The organism is Dialister sp. UBA1703 (assembly GCA_002320515.1).
Taxonomy (GTDB): Bacteria; Bacillota; Negativicutes; order Veillonellales; family Dialisteraceae; genus Dialister.
The window spans coordinates 1-24,151 of the sequence record DCJJ01000110.1; the positions used below are offsets into that span (position 1 = coordinate 1).

20 protein-coding genes are annotated in these 24,151 nt (G+C 52.4%); 19 read left to right on the top strand and 1 reads right to left on the bottom strand.

Annotated features, from left to right (window positions below; all coding sequences use genetic code 11):
• Positions 1–169: 169 nt before the first annotated feature.
• On the bottom strand, positions 170–1,999 hold the full coding sequence (locus B2Y11_RS05110; RefSeq protein WP_291056968.1) for an ornithine decarboxylase: 1,830 nt from the start codon (positions 1,997–1,999) through the stop codon (positions 170–172).
• Between the two features lie 183 nt (positions 2,000–2,182).
• On the opposite strand from B2Y11_RS05110, the gene B2Y11_RS05115 reads away from it, so the two are divergent.
• The 19 genes from B2Y11_RS05115 (at position 2,183) to B2Y11_RS05205 (ending at position 23,598) form a co-directional block, all read left to right on the top strand.
• Complete coding sequence (locus B2Y11_RS05115; RefSeq protein WP_291056970.1) at positions 2,183–2,893, top strand: segregation and condensation protein A; 711 nt, start codon at positions 2,183–2,185, stop codon at positions 2,891–2,893.
• Positions 2,890–3,423, top strand: coding sequence for an SMC-Scp complex subunit ScpB (gene scpB / locus B2Y11_RS05120; RefSeq protein WP_291056972.1), 534 nt, complete (start codon positions 2,890–2,892; stop codon positions 3,421–3,423). Before B2Y11_RS05115 ends, scpB begins: the two co-directional genes overlap by 4 nt.
• Positions 3,420–4,142, top strand: a complete 723-nt coding sequence (locus B2Y11_RS05125) for a pseudouridine synthase (protein ID WP_291056974.1) — start codon at positions 3,420–3,422, stop codon at positions 4,140–4,142. Before scpB ends, B2Y11_RS05125 begins: the two co-directional genes overlap by 4 nt.
• Positions 4,126–5,379, top strand: a complete 1,254-nt coding sequence (locus tag B2Y11_RS05130) for an NAD(P)/FAD-dependent oxidoreductase (protein WP_291056976.1) — start codon at positions 4,126–4,128, stop codon at positions 5,377–5,379. Before B2Y11_RS05125 ends, B2Y11_RS05130 begins: the two co-directional genes overlap by 17 nt.
• The gene (gene cmk, locus B2Y11_RS05135; protein ID WP_291056978.1) at positions 5,376–6,053 is read left to right on the top strand and encodes a (d)CMP kinase; all 678 of its coding nucleotides are present in this window, start codon (positions 5,376–5,378) and stop codon (positions 6,051–6,053) included. Before B2Y11_RS05130 ends, cmk begins: the two co-directional genes overlap by 4 nt.
• Positions 6,054–6,061: 8 nt before the next feature.
• Entirely contained in the window at positions 6,062–6,664 is a 603-nt protein-coding gene (locus tag B2Y11_RS05140) for a lysophospholipid acyltransferase family protein (RefSeq protein WP_291056980.1), read from the top strand.
• Positions 6,665–6,682: 18 nt separating this feature from the next.
• Positions 6,683–7,297, top strand: a complete 615-nt coding sequence (locus B2Y11_RS05145; protein WP_291056982.1) for a lysophospholipid acyltransferase family protein — start codon at positions 6,683–6,685, stop codon at positions 7,295–7,297.
• An 84-nt stretch (positions 7,298–7,381) separates the two neighbouring features.
• Positions 7,382–9,280, top strand: a complete 1,899-nt coding sequence (locus B2Y11_RS05150) for a bifunctional 4-hydroxy-3-methylbut-2-enyl diphosphate reductase/30S ribosomal protein S1 (protein ID WP_291056984.1) — start codon at positions 7,382–7,384, stop codon at positions 9,278–9,280.
• A gap of 467 nt (positions 9,281–9,747) precedes the next feature.
• The gene (der, locus tag B2Y11_RS05155; RefSeq protein ID WP_291056986.1) at positions 9,748–11,076 is read left to right on the top strand and encodes a ribosome biogenesis GTPase Der; all 1,329 of its coding nucleotides are present in this window, start codon (positions 9,748–9,750) and stop codon (positions 11,074–11,076) included.
• Positions 11,076–11,660 carry a glycerol-3-phosphate 1-O-acyltransferase PlsY gene (gene plsY, locus B2Y11_RS05160; protein ID WP_291057028.1) on the top strand — a complete coding sequence of 195 codons (585 nt, stop codon included), beginning with the start codon at positions 11,076–11,078 and terminating at the stop codon, positions 11,658–11,660. Before der ends, plsY begins: the two co-directional genes overlap by 1 nt.
• Before the next feature lie 5 nt (positions 11,661–11,665).
• Positions 11,666–12,676: an NAD(P)H-dependent glycerol-3-phosphate dehydrogenase gene (locus B2Y11_RS05165; RefSeq protein WP_291056988.1), complete on the top strand. Its 1,011-nt coding sequence runs from the start codon at positions 11,666–11,668 to the stop codon at positions 12,674–12,676.
• Positions 12,677–13,022: 346 nt separating this feature from the next.
• On the top strand, positions 13,023–13,571 hold the full coding sequence (gene rsmD / locus B2Y11_RS05170) for a 16S rRNA (guanine(966)-N(2))-methyltransferase RsmD (RefSeq protein WP_374110029.1): 549 nt from the start codon (positions 13,023–13,025) through the stop codon (positions 13,569–13,571).
• Positions 13,572–13,587: 16 nt separating this feature from the next.
• Positions 13,588–14,076 (top strand): pantetheine-phosphate adenylyltransferase, encoded by a 489-nt coding sequence (gene coaD / locus B2Y11_RS05175; protein WP_291056992.1) that lies wholly within the window; start codon positions 13,588–13,590, stop codon positions 14,074–14,076.
• 11 nt (positions 14,077–14,087) lie between these two features.
• Positions 14,088–14,585: an ATPase gene (locus B2Y11_RS05180; RefSeq protein WP_291056994.1), complete on the top strand. Its 498-nt coding sequence runs from the start codon at positions 14,088–14,090 to the stop codon at positions 14,583–14,585.
• Between the two features lie 174 nt (positions 14,586–14,759).
• Entirely contained in the window at positions 14,760–15,254 is a 495-nt protein-coding gene (locus B2Y11_RS05185; protein ID WP_291056996.1) for a helix-hairpin-helix domain-containing protein, read from the top strand.
• On the top strand, positions 15,251–17,512 hold the full coding sequence (locus B2Y11_RS05190) for a ComEC/Rec2 family competence protein (protein WP_291056997.1): 2,262 nt from the start codon (positions 15,251–15,253) through the stop codon (positions 17,510–17,512). Before B2Y11_RS05185 ends, B2Y11_RS05190 begins: the two co-directional genes overlap by 4 nt.
• Positions 17,503–18,495 carry a DNA polymerase III subunit delta gene (holA, locus tag B2Y11_RS05195; RefSeq protein WP_291056999.1) on the top strand — a complete coding sequence of 331 codons (993 nt, stop codon included), beginning with the start codon at positions 17,503–17,505 and terminating at the stop codon, positions 18,493–18,495. Before B2Y11_RS05190 ends, holA begins: the two co-directional genes overlap by 10 nt.
• Positions 18,496–18,508: 13 nt before the next feature.
• On the top strand, positions 18,509–19,855 hold the full coding sequence (locus tag B2Y11_RS05200) for a VanW family protein (protein ID WP_291057001.1): 1,347 nt from the start codon (positions 18,509–18,511) through the stop codon (positions 19,853–19,855).
• A 59-nt stretch (positions 19,856–19,914) separates the two neighbouring features.
• Positions 19,915–23,598 (top strand): PolC-type DNA polymerase III, encoded by a 3,684-nt coding sequence (locus B2Y11_RS05205; RefSeq protein ID WP_291057003.1) that lies wholly within the window; start codon positions 19,915–19,917, stop codon positions 23,596–23,598.
• Positions 23,599–24,151: the final 553 nt, after the last annotated feature.

A 24,151-nucleotide genomic window follows, 5' to 3' on the forward strand; every position in this document is an offset into this window, starting at 1 on the left:
AGCTCGCTATTCGCGTCGCCCCATTCCTTGCATTGTATAAAAATTCAAGAATAAAATCAGACAACGATTTAATCAGCGCTTCCTTAGACAAAGAAGGGGCTGTGAAAAAATGTAAATCATTTTTTACAGCCCCATAGAAGGTTTTTACAAGAGGCGGCAAGGGAAGATTCTATACAGAGGATACCCACACATAGGGACAGTCCTTTTCATCATGGTGGACGCCCAGGATTTCCGGCATGAAGTCAGGAAATTCACGGCCGTAGGATTCCAGAAAGAGGAAATAGGACAGCACCTTTTCCGTCCATTCTTCACCGGCGGCAAGAGCCGCAATGCCCGGAGGATAGGGGAGAACATTTTCCAGGGAGATATGGCCTTTTGCTTTTTCCAGCGGCAGTTTCTTTCGCTTTCCGCTGATGAAGTGCTGATGGGCCTCAAAGGGGGTGAGGGGACGGGGCGGAAAATCTTCTTCTCTGAAAAGGGACTGCTGCAGGTCTCCTGCCTTATGGGAGAAGAGGAAATCATGGAAACGACGGCAGAAATCAGCCAGTCCTTCGCCGGGGAGGGCATGGATGGAGGGCATGAAACGGGCCATGGAGGTATTTTTGAAGTAGGCTTTTTCAAAATCCTTCAGGCAGGAGAGGAGGTATCTGTATTTTTTCTTTGTGTCCCCCGGTTCTGCCAGGAAGAGGAGGGTATAGAAATCCGATTTCTCCGGCGTAATGCCCCGTCCTTCCAGATAGGCGGAAAGAAGGGGGGCGGGGATGGAGTGTTCTCTATGATTGGAAAAAGTGCCGGTGGTTATGAGGATTTTGCAGGGATCCAGGAGGCATGCCTTTTCCGAGAGGTTCGTAAAGCCATGCCAGTCTTCCTTGGGAGAAAGGGCAAAGAAGGCAGGGTCTTCCATGATGGATGAGGTATGCTCCTTTTCCCACTTCTTTCCATGGACGGAAGGAGGAAGGAATGGGGGAAAGAGGAGTGTTTCCTTTAAAAGGGCTTTTTTAAAGCGGGTGGCGGAGCGGAAGGCTTCTTTCCAGAGGGCGGGGCCCTTTTTCTGATGGATGAAGGCATTCATTTCCAACCCCGCCAGCAATGGGTAGTAGGGGGAGGTGGAAATATGCATGAGATAGGTGTCATTCCACACATCATGGGGAAGGTAATAGGGTTTATCCTTGATGTGGCTGTCTTTTTTGTGAATCTGGGAGGTCATGGAAAGGCCGGCCAGCTGTTTATGGACGGATTGGGTGACCAGGATGCCCGGGGCCCTGCTGTTTAAGGGAAAGGTCAGGACTGCCGCGTCCTTCAGGAGAGGGATGAAATTTTCATAGCCGCCCCAGGCGTCATCAAAAAGGATGTATTCACAAAGGGAGCCTAATTTATCAAGAATCATGCGGACATTGGCAAAAAGACCGTCATAGGTGCAGATCTGCAGGCAGGCCAGCCGGAAGGGCCGCTTTTTGGCAAAGGCTTCAGGACGGATTCTGCGGATTTCTTCCCTGAGGTGCTTTTCATCCATGGAATCATCGGATACGGGGCCTATGACGCCGGAGTCATTGCGGATGGAAGAGAGGTATACGGGAATGGCGCCTGCCTCTATCAGGGCGCCCTGCCAGGCGGATTTGTGATTGTTCCGGTCAAAAAGCACCAGGTCTCCCCTGGCCAGAAGGGCATTGGCACAGATACGGTTGGAGGCGGAGGTGCCGCCGGTGACAAAGAAGCATTCATCGCTCTGCCACAGGGAAGCGGCCCGCTTTTCCGCTTCCCCGGACACCCCTTCGTGGGAGGAAGGGTCTCCGATGGCGGAGGAGGAATCGGAAATATCAGCACGGAACATGCCCTCGCCCAGGGCGCGGGTAAAGGCCCGGCCTTCGGCGGTGATGTTAAAGAACCGGCCGCTGTGGTGGCCGGGGGTATCAAAATCAGTCCGCTCCCTTTGTGTTTCTGCCAGGAGGGCGGCGGTCAAAGGGGGGAGGGAAAGGGGTTGCAGTTTATCTTTTTTCATATTGGATTCTCCTTATGAAGATTATTATATCCTTTCCAAAGGCAGGTGCCAACAGACCGAAAGGGCCCCCCTTTTATGAACCTTGGGAATCCTGTTTCCTTCCATTCCCATGTGTGTTACTATAAAGCATGATGGGTGAGTATGCCCTTTCATGAAATCAATGGTATGAGGCAGGGAGAAGACATGGCAGAAGCGGCAGAAAATTACCAGGTGAATATTCCACTTTTTGAAGGGCCCCTGGACCTTCTCCTCCATCTGGTGACGAAAAACAGGATCGATATCCATGATATTCCCATCCACCTCATTACGGACCAGTACCTGGCGTATCTGGAGTCTGCCCGGCAGTTCAACCTGGATCTGGGCAGCAGCTTTTTTGCTATGGCTGCCACCCTTCTTCTCATTAAATCCAGAATGCTTCTTCCTGAAAAACGGCGGGAGGAAACGGATGAGGCGGAGGATCCCCGGCAGGAGCTGTCCCGTTCGCTGGAAGAGTTCAAGCGGATGAAGGAAGTGAAAGCACGGATCGAGGCCCTGATGGAGGAGGAACGGCCTTACCGCATGAGGGAGCCGGAGGTGTTTAAGCGGGCGGTTTTTCAGGGAAGGATTTCCATCTCCCGCCTGCAGGCGGCCTTCTACTCTCTCTATGACTCCCTGGCGGAGGAAGAGGAAAAGTGGCTTCCTTCGGAAGAGGTGTCCCTGGACAGGGAAATGGAACGGTGGGAAAGCCGGTTGGAAAGGCAGGATTTCCTGGTTATGACTGATTATTTAAAGACAATGAAGACAAGACTCCGTCTGGCGGTGGTTTTCCTGGCCCTTCTGGAACTGATACGGCAGGGAAAAGTGCTGATTGAAGATTCGGCGGAAGGTTTTGTTGTCAAAGGAGGCAGTGTATGAAAGGTGCAGCGGCCCTCTCGCCCCTGATAGAAGCCTTTCTTTTTGCCCGGGGCACGCCTGCATCCCTGGAGGAGCTGGCGAAGGCGCTGGGAGAAGATACGGTGAGCGTGGAAAAGGGGCTGGAATACCTGAAGGCCCGTTACGATAAAGAAGAATTCGGCATTACCCTTCATCGTACGGGCGGCGGGTATACTTTGGCTACCAAGAAGAAATATGACAGCTGGCTTTCCTCTCTTCTGGGAAAGCAGACGCCCCTTTCACCGGCGGCTATGGAAACGCTGGCAGTGATTGCCTGCAGGGAGCCGGTGACCCGGGTGGAAATCGAAAAGATACGGGGCGTCTCTGCAGGACGGGTGATTGCCCTTCTTATGGAAAAGGATCTGGTGGAAGAAAGGGGAAGGCTGGATGTGCCGGGCCGTCCCATTCTTTACGGCACCACCAGACGGTTCCTGCAGGCCACGGGCCTGAATGATGTAAGTGAATTGAAAACACGTTGGTCCGGCAAGCCGGATGAAGGAGAATTATTTTGAAAGAACGTTTACAGAAAATATTAAGCCATGCAGGCATATGCTCCAGAAGAAAGGCGGAAGAGCTGATCCAGGCAGGACAGGTGAAGGTGAACGGCCGGGTGGTGAAGGAGCTGGGAAGCGAGGCGGATCCGGTGAAAGACCGGATAGAAGCCCTTGGCACGGTAGTGAAGCCGGAAAGGAAAAAGTATTTCCTTTTCTACAAGCCTGACAGCGTCATCACCTCCGTATCCGATCCCCAGGGAAGACGGACGGTGATGGACTATTTCCGCACCGTGCGGGAAAGGATTTTTCCTGTGGGACGGCTGGACTATCACTCCGAAGGCCTCCTGATTATGACCAATGACGGAGATCTGGACTATATTCTGACCCATCCCAGCCATGAAGTGACAAAGACCTATGAGGTTACGGTGCGGGGACGCTATTCCCCCAAGCTAGCGGATAAAATGTCCCGGGGCGTCCGCATTGACACAGGGGTGACGGCGCCCTGTGAAATCGAAGTCCTGGGCTATGATAAGGAAAAGAATAAAACCAGGGTCAGGATGGTGCTGCATGAGGGAAAGAACAGGGAAATCAGAAAGATGATGGCTGCTTACCATTACCCTGTGTTTGAACTGGTGAGAACGGGCTATGCCTTCCTCACCATGGAAGGTCTTTCCCGTGGCAGCCACCGCCGTCTTACCAGCGAGGAGGTCAGGAAATTATATGAACTCTACCGGTAAAAGGATTGCTGTCATCGGCGCCGGCGTGGCAGGCCTCATGGCTGCTGTCACCTCCGCCCATGAAGGGGCAAAGGTGCTCCTCTTTGAAAAAATGCCCAAGGTAGGACTAAAAATGGGCATTACCGGCAAGGGGCGGTGCAATCTGACAAACAGCGCACCTATTATGGATTTTATTTCCAAAACGCCGGGAAACGGGAAATTCCTATACAGTGCCTATGAAAAATTCAACAATGAAGACCTGCTCTCCCTTTTCCACAGCTGGGGCCTTGCCACCAAGGTGGAAAGGGGCGGCCGCGTATTTCCTAAAAGCGATGATGCCCAGGAGGTGCGCCACCTTTTCATGAAGCTTCTTCACAGGGAAAAGGTGGAACTTCATCTGGAAGAACCGGTACGCCATATCCTGCAGAAGGACGGCGCTGCCTGCAGCGTGGTGACTGACAGAGGAACCTATGGGGCGGACGCGGTGATTCTGACCACCGGCGGCGCCTCCTACCCCCGCACCGGCTCCACCGGCGACGGCTATGCCATGGCCCGGGAGCTGGGACACAGGGTGACGGCCATCAGGCCTGCCCTGATTCCCCTGGTGTGCGCTGAAAGCTGGCCCAGAGAGCTGCAGGGCATATCCCTCAAAAATGTAACTTTTTCCGTAGATGGAGGGGGAAGACGGAAGGGAGAGGAATTCGGCGAAATGCTTTTTACCCATTTCGGCGTTTCCGGCCCCATCGTCCTGTCTCTGTCGGACAAAGTGTCTCTCTGGCTCTCCCAGGGCCATGAAGTGAAAGGGGCTATCGATCTGAAGCCTGCCCTGTCTTTGGATGTACTGGATAAAAGGCTTATCCGGGATTTTGAAAAATACCATCTGAAGCAGATGGCCTCTGCCCTGGTGGATCTTATGCCCCACCGGATGATCGATGTGGTGCTTTCTCTGGCAGATATTCCAAGAGATCTTCCGGTGAGTGACCTGAAGAAGGGAGACCGCCTCAGGCTGGCCGGTATGCTGAAGCATCTGCCCTTAACCATTACCGGCACGAGGCCCCTTGCTGAAGCCATTGTCACCGCCGGAGGCATATCGGTAAAGGAAATCAATCCCTCCACCATGGAGTCCAAAATCTGCAAACATGTATATATGGCAGGAGAGGTGCTTGATATCCATGCCTTCACCGGCGGATATAACCTGCAGGCTGCCTTCTCCACCGGTCATCTGGCCGCCCTGTCGGCTGTAAAGGAGTTATCATGAAAAAATTATCAATTGCCATTGACGGCCCTGCGGGGGCAGGGAAAAGCAGTGTTTCCAAAATCCTGGCCGCAAGGCTGGGCTATGCCTACCTGGATACAGGCGCTATGTACCGGGCGGTGACCTATGAAGCGCTGGAAAAGAATCTCACAGGGCCGGACGAAATTACAGCCATGACGGAAAAGCTGGATATGGAAGTGCACCCTGACAAGGATGTAATGCATGTCATTGTGGACGGAAGGGACGTGACCCCCTATATCCGCACGCCGGAAGTATCGGGCCATGTATCGGAAGTTTCCGCCATCGGCGGCGTAAGGACTGCCATGGTGGCTATCCAGCGGAAACAGGCGGAAAAGGGGGGCATCGTGCTGGACGGACGGGACATCGGCACCACCGTGCTTCCCAAGGCGGATGTGAAGATTTTCCTCACCGCCTCCGTCCATACAAGGGCGGTGCGCCGGTTTAAGGAGCTCACCGAAGGCCATCCGGAAATGACCATGGAAGATGTGGAAAAGGAAATCAGCCGCCGCGACTACCTGGACAGCCACCGGGAGATTTCACCCCTGAAGCAGGCGGAGGATGCGGTGCTTCTGGATAACGGGGACCTGACCCTGGAAGGAACGGCAGAAGCCATTATCGAAGTATGCCGCATGAAGTTTCCCGGCTTTGACGGCTAGGAGGCACTATGGGATATAAAATCATAAGGGCGGTGCTGAACTTCATTTTCTTCGTGATTTTCAGGCTTCACGTGGAAGGAAGGGAGAATGTGCCTCCGAAAGGGGCCATCATCGTGGCGCCCAACCATAAAAGCGACTGGGACCCGCCGCTCATCGGCGTGGCCTTCGATACCAGAATCATCCATTATATGGCAAAGGAAGAGCTTTTTAAAAATCCCATTTTCGGGTGGATTATCCGCCAGTTCGGCACCTTCCCGGTGAAACGGGGCGCCGTGGACAGGACCGCCATCCGCCAGGCCATCCGGGAGCTGAAAGCAGGAAATCCCCTGGGCATTTTCCCCGAAGGCACCAGAATCAGGAGGGAGGGCCTGGGACGGTTCCATTCCGGCATGGCCTCCCTGGCACTGATGACAGGCACCCCTATCCTGCCGGTGGCAGTCATCGGATCCCGGTACCTGCCTCACAGGAAAGGTCCCCTGGCCGTCCTTATCGGAAAACCGGTGCCCGTGAAAAAACAGCGGCCTACCGATGAACTGGTGGCAGAGCTGAATGAAGAAATTAAAGGGAAAATCCAGCAGCTTATGGATGAGTACCAGGCAAAGATTTCCTGAAAACAGGGAAGCGAGACTATGGGATACACAATCATCCGGGCCCTTCTGGACTTTTTCTTCTTTCATATCTTTCGCCTTCAGGTGGAAGGAAAGGATAATATCCCCCTCCGGGGCGCCGTCATCATAGCGGCCAACCATAAGAGCTATTTTGACCCGCCTCTTGCGGGAGTCGCCTTTCATAACCGGCGCCTCAGCTACATGGCCAAGTCCGAGCTCTTTAGAAATCCCCTCTTCGGCTGGCTTATCCGAAAGCTGGGGGCTTTCCCGGTGAAAAGAAACAGCGCTGACATGGGAGCCATCCGCCAGAGCGTCCGGATTATCAAAGGGGGAGAGGCCCTCCTCATATTTCCGGAAGGGGGCATTATCCATGGCAGGCGACTGTCCCGGTTTCATCCAGGCATGGCCTTTCTTGCCATACTGACCGGCACGCCGGTGATTCCTCTGGCCATTATAGGTTCGGAACCTCTTCCCCAAAAGAAAGGGAAGCTGGCGGTGCTCATAGGGAAGCCGGTGGAGGTCAGGAAGGCAAGGCCCGATGACAGAAATACGAAGGAACTGGATGGGCTGGTGAAGGAACGGATAGAGGCCATGATGGAAGCCTATGAAAAGGGAGACAGTGTACCATTTCTTTAAAATCCCGTTTCGCAGGCTATTGATTTTTTTTATTAGTCAAACGAAAGTCTGATTATAACAATTAAAGGAACAGGAAAATTCAGTATGGAAATTTACAGAGCAAAGGTGATGGGATTCTGCTACGGCGTGAGAAGAGCGCTGAAAATAGCCGAAAAAGCCGCAGATTCCGGCATAAAAGCCGTTACCTACGGACCTATCATCCATAATCCCCAGGTGGTAGGGAAACTAGCCGACCGGGGAATTCCTCCGGTGGACAATTTCGACGGACTTACCGATGAAACTGTAATAATTCGCTCGCACGGAGTGGGGCCTTCGTGCTATAATATGCTTAAGTGCAAAAATCTGGCCCTAATGGACGCGACCTGTCCCTTCGTCAGAAGAAACCAGGAGATGGCACATCGACTGGTGGAGGACGGAAGAGAGGTTATACTCATCGGTGAAAAGAGACACCCTGAAATGAAGAGTGTGGCAGAATGGGCGGTGGGACATTCTTACCAGGTAGAAACCATGGAAGATGTAGATGCACTCCCGCCACTGGAAGAAGCCTATATAGTCACGCAGACCACATTTTCAGCTGTCTTGGCCGACCGGCTTGTCAATGCTTTGGAAAAGAAGGTAAAAAACCTTCACGTCAACAAATCCATTTGTGACGCCACCATGCAGAGGCAGCAGGCGGCTCGTGAGCTGGCGGATAAAGTAGATGTGATGATCGTCATTGGCGGGCGCAACAGCGCCAACACCTCAAGACTTGCGGAAATCTGCAGGAACGAGGGCACAAGGACATATCATATCGAAACGGCTGGGGAACTAAAACCGAGCTGGTTCCACAGTCGGGACAAGATTGGCATCACCGCCGGTGCATCCACACCGGACTGGATCATAGAGGAGGTAGTTTGTATTATGGAAAACATGAAGGAAATGCTGGATCAGGAGGAAATGAACCTGGATGTACACAAGGGCAGCGTTGTAGAAGGTAATGTAGTAGACCTTTACGACGACAAGGCTTATATCTCTTTCGGATATAAGACAGAAGCTGTTCTTTTGGCACATGAATATTCCTACCCGGCACCGGCATCCCTGAAGGATGTGCTGAAAATCGGAGATACACTCCGTGTACAGATCGTCAGCGGAGTAAAGGAAGACAGCACCATTTACGTATCCAAGATTAAAGTTGACCGTCTGGCAGACTGGGATGTAGTGGAAGAAGCATTCGAAAAGGGTGAACCGGTAGAATGCGAAGGCATCGAAGCTATTAAAGTGGGTCTGCTCGTTCAGATTAAATCTCTCCGCGGATTCATTCCCCTCTCCCAAGGCGATCTCCGCTTCGTTCATTCCCTGCAGAACCTGGTAGGCAAGACTTTCCAGGCTAAGATTCTGGAAGTGGACCGCGCAAAGAACAGACTGGTTCTGTCCCGCAAAGCAGTTCTGGAAGATGAAAGAAATGCAGAAATGGATGAAATCGAAAAGGCTTATGAAAACGGCGACGTTCTCAAAGGCACTGTAAAGAAGATCATGCCATACGGCGCATTCGTCGGCATCAACGGCGTAGAAGGCCTTCTCCACATTTCCGATATTTCCTGGAAGAAGATTGCTAAAGTGGAAGACGTTCTCAAACCGGAACAGGAAATCGATGTAAAAATCAAATCCTTCGACCGCGAAAAACAGAGAATCTCCTTCAGCCACAAAGACTGCCTGCCCAACCCCTGGGAAACCGCTGTCCATGATCATCAGGTAGATGACATTGTGGACGCCAAGGTAGTCAAGATTCTTGAATTCGGCGTAATCGTAGAACTGGACGACGTCCTCACCGGTCTCCTCCACATCAACGAAATGACCGACGACCACAACAAGAAACCCGGCGACATCTGCCAGGTAGGAGACGATCTCAAAGTCCGCATCATCAACATTGATGAAGGCCGCAGAAGAATCTCCTTCGCACTGGAAGAAGCTCCGTCCCACGAGGAAGCTCCGGCTGAAGAATAATTCATCCGAATAAAGAGGCTGCCCCCTCCAGGGGCGGCTTTTTGTTTGGCAGAAAAGGTTCCTGTTGAAGTGAATGATAGAAGCCTCAAGCCGGACAGGAAACTGCAGGTGAAAGGGTTCCTATTGTGATGAGCAGCTATGGCATCATGTGGGACAGGAAACTATGGGCTAATAGTTTTCTATTGTGATAAGCAGCTGTGGCGTCATGTGGGACAGGAAACTATTAGCAAACAGTTTCCTGTCGGTATGAACCACAGAAGTGCCATGCCGAATAGGAAACCTTTCACAAAGAGTTTCCTGCCGCGGTGAATAGCAGAGGCGTCAAACCGGCCAGGAACCCATTTTCCTTGACATAAACTCTTATCCGTCATACAATTTCAATACAGTATGAATAAAAATGGAGAAGTGTTGCTCCAAGGTAGTTATGACAATATATTTGATTTCCAATATAGAAAGGATGGGGACTTATGAGTAAACCTCTCGTTGCCATTGTAGGCAGGCCCAATGTGGGAAAATCGACCCTGATTAACGGACTGGCCCAGCGGCGCGTATCTATTGTGGAGGACATCCCCGGTGTAACTCGAGACAGGATTTACTGTGATGTGAAATGGCTGGACAAGGAATTCACCCTGATTGATACCGGCGGCATCGAATTCAGGAATGAAAAGGACCGGATTTCCAGCGGCATCCGGCAGCAGGCGGAGCTGGCCATGGAAGAGGCCGATGTCATTCTCTTTGTGGTGGATGCAAGGACGGGCATGACCAGTGATGATGAAACCATTGCGGGGCTCCTTCGGAAAACCGGCAAGCCGGTGGTGCTGGCGGTGAATAAGGTGGACAGCGATAACCAGGAAATGGATGTGTATGAATTCTATTCCCTGGGACTGGGAGACCCCATCGGCATTTCCGCCGTGAACCGCCTGAACTTCGGCGACCTTCTGGACCGCATTACGGAAGGTTTCCCTGATCTTCATGAAGAGGAGTCGGAAGATATTATCCGCACTGCCATCGTAGGCAGGCCGAATGTGGGAAAATCCACTCTCATCAATTCTCTCCTGGGCTATGAACGGTCGCTGGTGGCTGATGAAATGGGAACCACCAGGGATGCGGTGGATTCCCTTTGGACCTATAAGGGAAAGACCTTTATCCTGGTAGATACGGCGGGCATGCGGAAGAAAAGCAAAATCGACGAACCGCTGGAAAAATACAGCGTTATCCGTTCTATCCGGGCCATTGACAACTGCGACGTGGCTATTTTCGTCATTGATGCGGAAGACAAGCTCACGGAGCAGGATAAGAAAATCATCGGCTACATTCATGAAGCAGGCAAGGGGCTCATCCTCTTTGTCAATAAATGGGATTCCATTACCAAAGATGAACATACTATCAACGAATTTGAAAAGGAAATCAAGAACGGTCTTCCTTTTGCTTCCTATGCGCCCATGCTTTTCGGATCGGCTCTGACGAAGCAGAGAATCCACCGTCTGGGGGATATGATTTACAATGTGGCAGAGCAGCAGAGCCTCCGCGTTCCCACCTCTGTCCTCAATGACCTTCTGGAAGATGCGAAAATGATTAATCCGCCGCCCGCCCATTCCGGCAGGGTGGCCAAGATTTACTACATGACGGAAGTAGGGGTACGTCCGCCAACCTTTGTCATGTTCGTCAATGACGCCAACCTGATTCATTTTTCCTATGTCCGTTTCATTGAAAATAAGCTGCGGGAAGCCTTCAGTTTTGAAGGCACGCCTATCCGTATCGTAGTACGGAGCAAAAAGGATGGTGGCGACGAGTGATGGAGTCCATCCTGTGGATTGTGCTGGCCTATTTTATAGGGGCCATTCCCAGCGGTTATCTGATCGGCCGTATTTTCTACGGCGTCAATCTGAAAAAAGTGGGAAGCGGTAATATCGGCGCCACCAACGCCTATCGGGAGCTGGGGGCCAAAGCGGGACTAGCTGTATTTCTCTGCGATTTCATGAAGGGATTTATCGCCGTCCATCTGGGTATGCCGGATCCTTTGATTGTACTTCTATGCGCTGTATCTGCCATCATCGGCAACGACTGGTCCGTTTTCCTTCATTTCAAAAGCGGCAAAGGCGTGGCCTGCGGCGTAGGGGCCTTTACCTATATCTGTGCTCCTGCCGTGCTGGCTGCTTTTCTTGTATGGCTTGCCATTTTCAAATGGAAGCACATCGTTTCACTGGGCTCCATCCTGGCAGCGCCGGTGGTGCCCATTGTCATGCTGATTGTGGGAGAACCGCTGGAGTACGTGGCTTTTGGTGCACTGGCGGCGGTGATAGTCATCGGAAAACACAAAGATAACATTGGAAGGCTTCTTCGGGGAGAGGAAAAGCCTATTACCAGGGAAAAGAGGTAATACCTTTGAAAATTGCAATGATCGGAGCCGGCGGATGGGGAACGGCCATGATGATAGAACTGGCGGGAAAGAACGACGACCTCATCATGTACTGCAGAAATCCGGCCGCCGCAGAGGAAATGCGGGCAAGCCGGGAAAACAGGGAGTACCTGCCGGGAGCCCATATCCCTGAGAAGATACGGATTACCAGCAGTCTGGAAGAAGCGGTCAAAGGAGCTGGCTGCGTCATCATCTGCACCCCTTCCCATGTGGTGCAGGAAATGGCAGCCTGCCTGAAGCCCTGGCTTATGAAGGATGCGGTGGTGGTATGCGCTTCCAAGGGACTGGCAGACAGCGAAGGCCATCGCCTTTCCGAAGGAATCAGCAAGGAAGTGGGAACCATTACCGACAGGATCGTAGCCCTTTCCGGCCCGAACCATGCTGAAGAAGTGGGCATAGGGCTCCCCTGTGCCACGGTAGCCGCTTCTGCTGTGCCGGAGGCTGTGCAGATTGTGCAGGATCTGTACATGAGCCCGGTGTTTCGCGTATACCGCAGCGATGATATCCGGGGCGTGGAATACGGCGGCGCCCTGAAAAATATTATGGCCCTGGCCTGCGGCGTTCTGGACGGCATCGGCCTTGGAGACAACTGCCGCGCCGCCCTCATGACCCGGGGACTGGTGGAAATGACAAGGTTCGGCGTTCATTTCGGCGCCCAGATGACCACCTTCTTCGGCCTTTCCGGCATGGGAGACCTGGTATGCACCTGCACCAGCGTCCACAGCCGCAACCACAGAGCCGGCATGATGATGGCCAAAGGCATGACCGCTGATGAAATCAGCCGCAGCACCAATATGGTGGTAGAAGGCATCCGCACCGCCCGTCTCGTCCATGAAATCGCGCTGAGAGAACATATAGACATGCCCATTACGGAAGAAGTATGCCACCTGATTACAGGAGACCACAACGCCAGGGAAGCCCTGGAAATCCTTATGACCAGGGCCAAGAAAGCAGAGTCTGAAACCTATCCTATGTGAGGGTCGCCGGGCAGACATCGCCATAGGAAACTATGGGTGAATAGTTTCCTATGGCGATGAGCAACAGTGGCGTCATGTGGGGCAGGGAACTGTAGCCGAATAGGAAACTATTAGCGAAAAGTTTTCTGTCGGTGCGAACCGCCATGGCAGCAAGTCGAATAGGAAACTATATGCCAAAAGTTTCCCTATGAGTTGAAACACAGCGCTTCCATGCCGAACAGGAAACCATTTCCGCCATAAAAAATTTTATGCTTATCAGCGATTTACATGGTCTTTTATGCTATAATGAACATAAGTGTGAAAAGCAGTATCTGCTTTTTGCATGGTGCAATATGAGGTAGAACATATGAAAATTATTGGAGGAAGCGCCAGGGGCACTCTGCTGTCGGCTCCGTCCGGCAGAAATACCCGGCCTACGCTGGGACGGGTGCGGGAAAGCGTTTTCAATGTGCTGGCCAATGTGGGTCTTCTGGAGACCAGGGTGCTTGATATTTTTGCAGGTACCGGTGCCATGGGACTGGAAGCATTGAGCCGGGGTGCGTCGGAGGCTGTTTTTATTGATAAAGCCACCGGTGCGGTTATCAAAGAAAACGGGCGCCGCTGTCATGTGGATGACCGATGCCGCATCCTGAAAGGGGACGTTTCGTCCTCCCTTCGTGCACTTCAGGGGCAGACTTTCGACTACATTTTCATGGATCCGCCCTACAGGAAGGGATACATTAATGAAATCCTGGCACAGGTCTTTGCCTGTGGCCTTCCGGCGGAAGAAGCCATCATTATTGCAGAACATTCAGTATCCGAACCACCGGATTTGTCTCTTTTCGAAGGGAAATGCGAGTTATGGAAAGAGAAAAAGGTGGGAGCGATTGTTGTAAGTTATCTGCAGTGCAGATAATGAGGAGAAGGTTTGAATGAAATTAGCTATATGCCCCGGAAGCTTTGATCCGGTCACCTATGGTCATCTCGATATTATCAGAAGAAGTGCCGGTCTTGTAGACAAACTGATTGTGGCGGCTTTTTTGAATCCCACAAAGCACTACATGTTCACCACGGAAGAACGCATCACCATGCTGAAGGAAACGACGAAGGATATTCCCAATGTGGAAGTGGATGCCTTCGACGGACTTCTGAATGAATATGCAGCCAGAAAGAACTGCCATCTCCTGATTCGAGGACTCCGGGCATTCAGCGATTTCGAATATGAATTCCAGAGAGCCCTGATGATAAAAAAGATTGATCCCACCCTGGAAACAGCATTCTTTATGACGGATGGCCGTTATTCCTATCTTTCTTCTACCGGCGTCCGGGAGCTGGCCCATTTTAATGGAGATGTAACCTCCATGGTGCCGCCCTTTGTCCAGGAAATGATAAAAAGGAAAGTAAATTCTATTAAGAAATGAGGCTGCCGATTATGGATACAAGAAAACTTCTGGAAGAACTTGAAAATGTAATTAACAATGCCAGCGAAGTCCCCTTCACCAATAAGAAAATGGTGGATAAGGACGAGGTGGAAAGGCTGATTGACGCCATTAACCAGTCCCTGCCCAACGAACTGGAAAGTGCAAGACGGATTGTGGCCGATAAGGAACGAATCATGCTGGATGCCGAAAAGAAGGCGGAAGATACGGTAGCCCAGGCCAAGGACTACATTGCCCGCATTACGGAAGAAAGCGAACTGGTGAAGCAGGCCCAGGAAAGAGCGAATGAAGTCATTTCCGCTGCCAACAAATCGGCCGATGAGCTGCGTACCAGTTCCGTCACCTATGCCACCGATGTGCTGAAGTATGTGGAAACGAATATGGAAAACGTGCTGGACAGCCTGAAAAAGAACCGCCAGAGCCTGATTGATTCCAATTCCGCCGCTGCCCGCCAGCAGGAACAGCAGCCCCAGGATACACAGAAGAAATAAAGATACTGCATGCCGGGGCATGCAGAGAGGGAAGACCGGATTCGGTATTTCCTTAAGCCAAATGATTCTTAACCTTACTTTCTGGGTCTTTTGAAACAGGGGGACAGGCCTATGGGAACCGATGGAGACAAAAGGAGAGCTATACTTCTTTGTTTATGTATTGCATGTGTTCTCATGGGGCTGTCCTTTTTTGTGCTGGATCCCCTGTCCCTGCGGGAAGAAAAGGCACCGCCGCCGGTGGAGGTAGCCAGGCCTTCGGGCAAGGGGGGAACCATTCTGGTGTATGTGGTAGGCGCCGTAAAGAACCCCGGCGTGTACGAAATACCGGAAGGCAGCCACTATTATGATGCGGTGAAGGCAGCGGGAGATGTACTTCCCTATGCCGATGTGAACGGGGTGAATATGGCAGAGCCGGTGACGGAAAGTATGAAAATATACATTCCCCTGGACCCCTACATGAAGGATCCCGGCGCCCTGGGCCTGGTGAATATCAATACAGCCGGTGCCAAAGAGCTGGAGACCCTGCCCGGGGTAGGCAAGGTGACTGCGGAAAAAATCATAGCCTACAGGGAGGAGCATGGCTGGTTTAACAGCAAGGAAGACCTGAAACACGTACCGTCCATCAGCGATGGGAAATTCAAGAAACTGGCGGATAAGATCACACTATGAATACCAAGTATCCCCTGCTTTGGAGTGCCCTTTGCCTGGCGCTGGGAATCATGCTTTATGATGCATTTCCCTCTTTTATCATGGGCTTTCTCCCGGCGCTTCCCCTGGCAGGCGGATGCTTTCTTCTTTTTGCCCTGCTGTGGAAAGGAAAACGGGGGATAGCAGTCCTCCTTCCGATCCTGTTCATTCTTTTCTGCGGCATGGGACGCATGTTTCTGGCAGACCTGTACTGGCAGCAGCAGTCATCCTGGGCGGCAGGGAGCGAAGGCCGATGGCAGGGGATTGTGAAAGAAGCGCCGGCGGTGAATGAGAAGGGCGAAGTATATGCCCGCTATTACACGGAGCTGGAGACTGTAACCTATGGAGACGGGGAGACGAAATCCCTGTCCGGCACCGCTTTCCTCTATGATACGGAGCCAAAGACTTTTTACCGCACCGGAGACAGGATTTCCGTCACCGGAAAAATGACGGCGGTGAGGATTTACAAAAATCCCGGCAAAATTGATCTGGAAGGAAGGTACCGGAGCCGCCGGCTTATCGGACGGATTTATCCAAAGCAGAAGGCCGCCGTCCACTTGGAAGGAAGAAGCGGAAAATATGAGGCCGCCAGGAAGGCCGATGAAATCAAGGAGAAGATTGCGGCCTGGTTTGCACCCTACATGGATTCCATCAGGCTTCACATCCTTATGACCCTCCTTTTTGGCGGCAATTACGGTGACATACCGGAATCCATTATGAACTCCTTTTCCGCCACCGGTATCATCCACATTCTTTCTGTTTCCGGCTCCCATGTGGCCCTTCTTTTCGGCTTTCTTTATTTTCTGGGGAAATGGCTTCACCTGCCGAGAAAATTGGTGATTGGCGGTGCCGTGGTACTGGTGCTTTTCTATTCCTTCCTGTCAGGACTGGTGCCGCCGGTGATTCGTGCGGCGGTGATGGGGATTCTTTCCGTAGGCGGCGTATTTCTGGAAAGGGAAAAGACATCCCTTAACCTCCTTGGCGCTGCAGTGGCAGGCATGCTGCTATGGGATCCTTTTTACCTTTATGATGTGAGCTTCCAGCTCTCCGTAGGGGCATCGGCGGGCATTCTTATCTTTTACCGGCCCCTTATGGGAGAGCTGCTGCCCCTTCCCCTTCTTCCCAAATGGGTGAAGGAAGGCGTCGCCCTTTCTACGGCGGCCCAGGTGCTGACCATTCCCGTCATGCTTTATGATTTTCACACCTTTCCCCTCTATTTCATTCCTGCCAACCTTTTTGTTACGCCCTTTTTGGAATGGGTTATTATCGCAGGGCTGCTGGCTGCTGCTGCGGCGCCGGTCTTTCTGCCCCTGGCAGGAGGAATTCTTCATGTGTCCGACTATCTTCTCTGGGCGGGCATTCATCTGAATCTTCGCCTTTCCGCCTGGCCCCGGGCTGCCCTGCAGACAGGCAGCATGACCCTGGTGCAGGGGATTCTCTATTACGCCACCGTGGCTTTTCTCTATTTCAAAAAGGAAATCACCGCCTTCCGATGGCGGACTGTCAGTGCCCTGGGGGTCTGGAGCGGTCTTCTGGGCCTTACCCTCTTTCTCTATGTGACGAAACCGGAGACCCTGGTCTGCTTCCCTGATCTGGGGCCTGATCAGGGAGCCATCCTTGTCACCGGCGGCCATAAAATTTTATACTATAAGGGCGGCAGCATTCCTTCCCACACATCGGACTGGGAATGGAAATCCATTCTGGGCTATGAAGGTGTTTTTGATGCAGATGTGCTGATTCTGAACCTGGAGGATGTGAAGGAGCCTATTCCTCTCACCCTGCCGGTGAAGGTAAGGGAAATATGGGTCACCGGGGGAAGGGTGGAAAAGAAGGCGCCCTGGCTCATGGAAGGCTTTGAAGGCACCCTTCGGCCTCTTTCCGCCTGCCGCCTTCGTCTGGGAAATCTGTCCTTCCTTACCAACGGAAGCAGCTGGCTCCTTTCAGAAGGGGACAGGGGAGTCTATCTTTCCGGGGAAAGAGGGCTTTCGGATATTTCCTTTCCCCGTCATACCCTGTGGGCCGCCTCGGGGCGAAAGAGGGGGGAGGGCATACCGGAGGAGGAAATAGACAGGGTGCAGGCGGAAGTTATTGTGTACGGCGGAAGCCATCTCGCCTCCTCCTTTGAGGATATGGATTTATTTGAATTTAAAAATTACCCCGCAGCCAATGTGTATCAGGAAGGCATGCAGACCGCATCCTTCCGGGGGAGATGGGAGCTGGAAGGCACATCATGGTTATGAAGAAAGTGAATAAGAATAACTGCTTCTTTTTGTACGGCGATGATCCCGTATCAGCCAATATCCGCAAGAGGAGTCTCATTGCCTCCTATTTCCATGGAAATCCGCCGGATGTGACACTCTTTGACGGAAACGGCAGCTTCGATGAATACAAAAATGCGCTGGAAGGGCAGTCCCTCTTTACAGCGGAAACGGCGGTGGCCATCCACAATCCTCCCTTCTTGAAAAGACGGTCGGAAAAGGAGGATAAAAAGGAAGAAATCTTCCTGCAGATTTTAAAAGATTTATCCCCTGAGATTCTGCTGGTGATCCTGGTGGACGGGAAGGTGGACAAGAGGACAAAAATTGTAAAGACCCTCCTTTCCATCTGCACCGCCGAAGAGTACAGCCTCATGAATCCCCGGGACGCGGCGGGCACCATGATACGCATGCTGGCGGATGAAGGGAAACGGGTGGACTATGAAGCCCGGGGATACCTGGAAACGGTTCTCTCTTCCTGGGAGCAGATTTCTTCTCCCCTTCTGCAGACGGAATGTGATAAAATTGTGCTGATGTGCGGAAACAGGGACACGGTGACCCGGAAACTGCTGGAAGCGGCGCTTCCGGACTACATGAACCAGGGCATTTTCCGCTTTACCGATGCCCTGTTGGACAAAAAGGCGGCGGTGGTGCTGGAAAGTGCGGACCGCGTTTTCACGGATATTCCATCCACCATCAAAAATCTGGGATTTCTTTCTTCCAAATTCAGAAAGATTAAAATTTTCCATGAAATGAAAAGATGCCGCCGTCCGGAATCGGAAATCAAAGAGGCCCTGGGGGCACGTACTTCCTGGATGTGGCGGAATATGCAGCAGGAAGCGTCCAAAGTGAAGGAAAGGGATGCGGAATGGTTTCTGCTCCAGATTTTTAATTATCAGATGAAGACAAGGCAGGGGGCTTCAGACCTGGAACTGAAGGACCTGCTTCTTACATATTGCATGAAATGAAGGTAGCTGTTCATTGAAATTACGAATCAAACGCATAGCAGGCATGATTTCACTGGTGGCACTCCTGTCGGGAGTAGCCGCCCCCTTTCTCTGGGTGAAAGGAGATGCTGTTATTCCCGGCGTCCGGATTAACGGCATTTCCGCCGGCGGCCGGTCAAGGGCGGAGCTCATGGATGTCCTGGATGAGCAGAACAGAGCCATGGAAAAGGAAAAGCTGGCACTGGTGAAGGATTCCTCCCGGGAAGAATGGAGCTATAAGGATCTTCATGTCCGCTATGATGAGCACAGCCTGGATGAGGCTATGGAAATCGGAAGGCAGGGAAGCCTTTTCAAACAGTGGGAGGTCCGGTGGAAGGTTCTTCTTTCCGGCAGATCAGCCCATATTGACGCCGCATTTGATGAGAATGTCTTAAAGGATAAAATCGGGGAACTTGTGAAGAAATACGGGCAGCCGGCCCAAAATGCCCTGCCCCGCTTCCATAATGACGGCTCCGTCACCTTTTCCAGAGGGCGGCCCCATCTGGCTGTGAAGGAAGAAGACCTTACGAATAAAGTGAGGGAAATGCTGGAAACAGGAAAGGGAGGGGAAATAGAAATCCCTGTCACCGAAGAGGTGAAGCCCAATATGTCGGACAAAGAAGCGTCGGAAGTGAACAGGGTGCTGGGAAGATACAGCACCTCCTTTGGAGGAGATGCCAACAGGAGTAGCAATATTTCCCTGGCTGCAGAAAAAATCAGCGGCACCTACCTGAAGCCGGGGGATGGTTTTTCTTACAACCAAACCACCGGATCCCGTTCCGCCGCCAACGGATACAAGGAAGCGCCGGTCATTATCAACGGCAAACTGGAGCCCGGTTCCGGCGGCGGTGTATGCCAGGTGAGTTCCACCCTTTTCAATGCGGTCATCCTTTCCGGACTGGAAGTGACCCAGAGAACCTGCCATTTTTCTCCCGTATCCTATGTGCCTCTGGGGCGGGACGCCACTGTGGCGGAAGGGGTGATTGACTTCTGCTTCCGCAACCATCTGAAGCACGGCGTCTACATTTATGCCGAATACGCACCGGGCCGGGTGACCGTATGGATACTGGGCAATGAGGAAGACAGGCCTTCCTATGTGGATATTTCAAAAATAAAAGAAGAAACGGTTCCCTTCAAGACCGTGAACCGTCTGGATCCATCCCAGAAGGAGGACAAGAAGACGGAAGAAGGGCATGAAGGGAAAAATGTAACCATCAAACAGAGCGTGAAATGGGCCGACGGAAGGGTATATCATGACATCTTCGAATCGGACTATGAAGCGGTGGATACGATGGTGACTTATAAGAATAAAGAAGACCTGCCGAAAGATGGAGAGGGCTGAATCATCATAGGAAAGAGGCCTCTCTTGCAGGCAGGCTTTATCATGAAAGGAGTACATCCATGGGAAAATACCGTCTGCAGTCACGGAATAAGAATTCCATGATTACATTGATGGAAGTAGATACAGAATGCCGGGCCTGGTATATCAAGGCAGACGACAGGAATGCGGCTGTCCGCGCCCTGAAGGCTATGGGAAAGGAACTCACTCCGGTGGAGTCCATTTATGTAAATGGAGAAGACGTATCGGATGAAGTGTTTGCAGCCATTGCCCTGGACATGGGAGCCCCGTCGTATAAGGAACCGGAAGATTCCATGCCTTCCGGTGACATGGGCGTAGAAGACATTCCTCTCCCGGGCGAGGAGCCTATGGAAAATTTCGCTCTTCCTCCCGACGAAATGGCCCTTCCCACCCTGGATGATATTCCGCCGGACGCGGCGCTGCTGCCGCCGGAGACAGGCAGTGTACCGGAAATGGATATGCCGGACATTCTGCCTGACCTTACCAGCGTGCTTCCCAAGAGTGCCTTCATTTCCTCTCCTAAGGACGGGGGAAAGAAGGGGGGCGCTGTGAATGGTATCTATCTGGGACGGAAGCACATTACCGGCGAGCCGGTGGACATCAGAACCATTACGGATGAGGCGGACGGCGTCATTGTCAATGGCACCGTCATCAGCTGCGAAGTGAGGGAACTCCGCAGCAAGAAAAAGCTCTTCATCATGCGCCTGGCCGACGAGACCAATGGTATTTCCTGCAAGAAATTTTTTGATCATCCCGAAGAAGCGGCGGGGGTGGAATCACTGAAGCCCGGCACCGTAGTCAAGGTGAGGGGCAATGTGCGCTATGACAAGTATTCCGGCGGCAATGCATTGGAACTTCTTCTCCTGCAGATAGAAAAGGGAGAAGCCAAGGTCATCGACCATGAAGACGACTATCCCACCCCCCGGGTGGAACTCCATCTTCATACAAAGATGAGCCTTGACGGTCTCATTGATAACGAAGAAATCATCAAGACCGCCGCCAAATGGCACCATCCGGCTGTGGCCATTACGGATCATGGCGTCATCCAGGCTTTCCCGAAAATCCAGGATCTGGCGGAAAAATACCACCAGAAGGTAATTTACGGCATGGAAGGGTACATGATCAATGAGATTCCGGAAAATCCGGACACCGACCGCCAGCAGTACAACCATATCATTATCCTGGCGAAAAACATTACAGGCCTCCGCAACCTGTACCGCATGGTCACCCTGTCCCATCTGAAGTTCTACAGGAAGCGGCCGCTCATTCCCAAGCCCATTCTGGAAGAATATCACGAAGGCCTCATTTACGGCTCCGCCTGCGTAATGGGTGAATTTTTCCGTGCCGTCCTGGCCGGGGAAAGTGATGAGGAACTTATTCAAAAGGCAAAATTTTACGATTACCTGGAAGTGCAGCCCCTTGGAAATAATGAATTTCTTATCAACGAAGATAAATTCGGCAATGTGAATTCCGAAAAAGACCTGCAGGATCTGAACCGGAAGGTCATTGAAATCGGGGAAAAGGCAGGCCGCCCTGTGTGTGCCACCTCCGATGCCCATTACATGTTTGCCGAAGACCAGAGAAATCGGGACATTCTTCTTTCCAACTGGGAAAAGCCAGGGAAAATCGAATCCCATCCCCCTGTATACATCCGTACTACCCAGGAAATGCTGGATGAATTCTCCTACCTTCCCAAGGATAAAGCCATTGAAATCGTTGTGACCAATACCCGGAAGATTGCAGAGCAGTGCGAAGTTTTGAAGCCGCTGGCGGAGGAATGGAAATCCTACAACCCGAAAATTTCCGGCGCCGACGATAAACTGGTGAAAATGTGCTATGACAATGCCCATGCCATTTACGGAGACCCTCTCCCCAAAATCGTGGAAGACAGGCTGATCCTGGAACTGACACCGATTATCAAGCACGGCTACGGCGTACTGTACTACATTGCCCACAAGCTGGTAAAACACTCCAACGACCGGGGCTACCTGGTAGGCTCCCGAGGCTCTGTAGGCTCCTCCTTCGTAGCCACCATGTCAGGCATTACGGAAGTCAACCCCCTGCCTCCTCACTATGTATGCCCCAAGTGCCACTGGACACAGTTCTTTACCGACGGCTCCGTAGGCGGCGGATTCGACCTTCCCGACAAGAAATGCCCGGAGTGCGGCACGCCCCTCAATAAAAACGGTCACGATATTCCTTTTGCCGTATTCCTCGGCTTTGACGGCGATAAAGTCCCTGATATCGACCTGAACTTCTCCTCCGGCGATGACCAGGGCGTGGCCCATAAGTACACAGAAGAACTCTTCGGACGGGACAACGTATTCCGCGCTGGCACCATTGCAGGCATCCAGGATAAGACGGCCTACGGCTTTGTTAAGAAATATGCAGAGAACCGGGGCCTCACCTTCAATGATATTTTCATCGAAAAACTGGCTGCCGGCGTGGCGGGGGTAAAGCGCACCACCGGACAGCACCCGGCAGGCATTATGGTATGCCCAAGGGACATGGACATCCACAATTTCACACCCCTCCAGTATGCCGCCAACAAGAAATACCTGAAGGATGAAGAGGGCAATGTGATTCCCGGTACCATTACCACCCACTTCGATTACCATTCCATTTCCGGCCGTATGCTGAAACTGGATATACTGGGCCACGATGATCCCAAGGTCATCCGTATGCTTCAGGATATTACGGGTATCGACCCCATGTCCATTCCCTTCGATGACAAGAAGACACTCTCCCTTTTCAGTTCCACCGAAGCCCTGGGTATCACGCCCCAGCAGCTGGCGGCGGTGATTGGAAACAAAGGGGTCACTGTCGGTGCCCTGGGCCTTCCGGAATACGGCACCCCCTTCGTCAGGGGCATGCTGGAAGACACGAGGCCGAAAAACTTCTCCGAACTGGTACGAATTTCCGGCTTCTCCCACGGTACCGACGTATGGCTGAACAATGCCCAGGACCTCATCAAAAATGGTACAGTCAAACTGGAAGATGCGATTTCCACCCGTGACGACGTAATGAACTACCTCATCAACCACGGCGTCAAGCCCCTTACCTCCTTCAAGGTCATGGAAAATGTCCGTAAGGGGAAGGGCCTTGAAAAGAACGGTTCCAACAACAAGGCGGAACTGGACGCCGCCCATGTACCCCAGTGGTTCATCGACTCCTGCCTTAAAATCGGCTATCTCTTCCCAAGGGCCCACGCCGTGGCCTACGTTATGATGGCCTTCCGCATTGCCTGGTTCAAGGTGTACCAGCCCCTGGCCTACTATGCAGCCTACTTCACCATCCGCGCCGAAGGTTCCTTCAACGCACCGGTCATCCTGAGGGGACTGGAATCCCAGAAACAGGAACTGGCCCGCATTGCCTCCCTGGAGCATCCCACTGCCGTGGAAAAAGGAAATGCCACGGTCATCGAAGTGGCGGCGGAAATGTACCTCCGGGGGCTGGAATTCATGCCTATCAGCCTGGATAAGTCCGCCGCCTCCGAATTCAAGATGGTGGACGGAAAGCTCCTGCCTCCCTTCAACTGCATCCCCGCCCTGGGCGATTCCGTAGCCAAGGAAATCGTAAGGGCCAGGGACAGTCACCCCTTCACATCCAAAGAAGACCTTCGGAAGAGGGGTAAAGTAAGCCAGACCATTATCGACACCATGGACGACATGGGGATACTGAAAGACCTGCCGGAAGAAGAGCAGATGTCCCTCTTTGATTTCTAAAAGGAAATAAGGTTTAGGGAAGCATATTCTTAAAGCCCCTTGGCCGGTGTCTGGGGCCTGCGCCTTTACGGGCGCAGGGGCGCCGCTGACGCGGCAGGTTGTGTAGAAGGGTTGTGGTATTGCTCTGCAGGAGAGGGCACTATGGATACTTTCCAATGGGCCACATGACTTTGCAGAGAAGCATGGAGCAGTTTATTCTGCCCTGAATAGGGGTGGCAAGGGAACGAAATTTGTAGGGAGCCGTAGGCGACTGAAAATTTCGTGAGGCGCTTCCCTTTGGGTAAGTCCGGCGAAGCCGGATAGGGGGCGAACGTAGTGAGCCAATCATCAGGATGTTTATCATGCTATATGATACTGAAGGTAACTTTCGTAACGCTGACTTTATAATCATTGCCCGCAGGGCAGTCCACAACCCTCAGCGGCGCAGCCCTGTCGCCCCTTGAGTACAAGCGAATACACCCAGCCGCCATAGGCGGCCGCAACCTTCGGCCCGAAGGGCCGTCAACATTCCCCTCTGAACCCGGGGCTGCCTAAGGAAGCGCTGATTAAATCA

Bases quoted from the DNA above. Each gene is read 5' to 3' on its own strand.
- B2Y11_RS05110 (WP_291056968.1), bottom strand. From the start codon at position 1,999: ATGAAAAAAGATAAACTGCAACCCCTTTCCCTCCCCCCTTTGACCGCC.
- B2Y11_RS05115 (WP_291056970.1), top strand. From the start codon at position 2,183: ATGGCAGAAGCGGCAGAAAATTACCAGGTGAATATTCCACTTTTTGAA.
- scpB (WP_291056972.1), top strand. From the start codon at position 2,890: ATGAAAGGTGCAGCGGCCCTCTCGCCCCTGATAGAAGCCTTTCTTTTT.
- B2Y11_RS05130 (WP_291056976.1), top strand. From the start codon at position 4,126: ATGAACTCTACCGGTAAAAGGATTGCTGTCATCGGCGCCGGCGTGGCA.
- cmk (WP_291056978.1), top strand. From the start codon at position 5,376: ATGAAAAAATTATCAATTGCCATTGACGGCCCTGCGGGGGCAGGGAAA.
- B2Y11_RS05140 (WP_291056980.1), top strand. From the start codon at position 6,062: ATGGGATATAAAATCATAAGGGCGGTGCTGAACTTCATTTTCTTCGTG.
- B2Y11_RS05145 (WP_291056982.1), top strand. From the start codon at position 6,683: ATGGGATACACAATCATCCGGGCCCTTCTGGACTTTTTCTTCTTTCAT.
- B2Y11_RS05150 (WP_291056984.1), top strand. From the start codon at position 7,382: ATGGAAATTTACAGAGCAAAGGTGATGGGATTCTGCTACGGCGTGAGA.
- der (WP_291056986.1), top strand. From the start codon at position 9,748: ATGAGTAAACCTCTCGTTGCCATTGTAGGCAGGCCCAATGTGGGAAAA.
- plsY (WP_291057028.1), top strand. From the start codon at position 11,076: ATGGAGTCCATCCTGTGGATTGTGCTGGCCTATTTTATAGGGGCCATT.
- rsmD (WP_374110029.1), top strand. From the start codon at position 13,023: ATGAAAATTATTGGAGGAAGCGCCAGGGGCACTCTGCTGTCGGCTCCG.
- coaD (WP_291056992.1), top strand. From the start codon at position 13,588: ATGAAATTAGCTATATGCCCCGGAAGCTTTGATCCGGTCACCTATGGT.
- B2Y11_RS05180 (WP_291056994.1), top strand. From the start codon at position 14,088: ATGGATACAAGAAAACTTCTGGAAGAACTTGAAAATGTAATTAACAAT.
- B2Y11_RS05185 (WP_291056996.1), top strand. From the start codon at position 14,760: ATGGGGCTGTCCTTTTTTGTGCTGGATCCCCTGTCCCTGCGGGAAGAA.
- B2Y11_RS05190 (WP_291056997.1), top strand. From the start codon at position 15,251: ATGAATACCAAGTATCCCCTGCTTTGGAGTGCCCTTTGCCTGGCGCTG.
- holA (WP_291056999.1), top strand. From the start codon at position 17,503: ATGGTTATGAAGAAAGTGAATAAGAATAACTGCTTCTTTTTGTACGGC.
- B2Y11_RS05205 (WP_291057003.1), top strand. From the start codon at position 19,915: ATGGGAAAATACCGTCTGCAGTCACGGAATAAGAATTCCATGATTACA.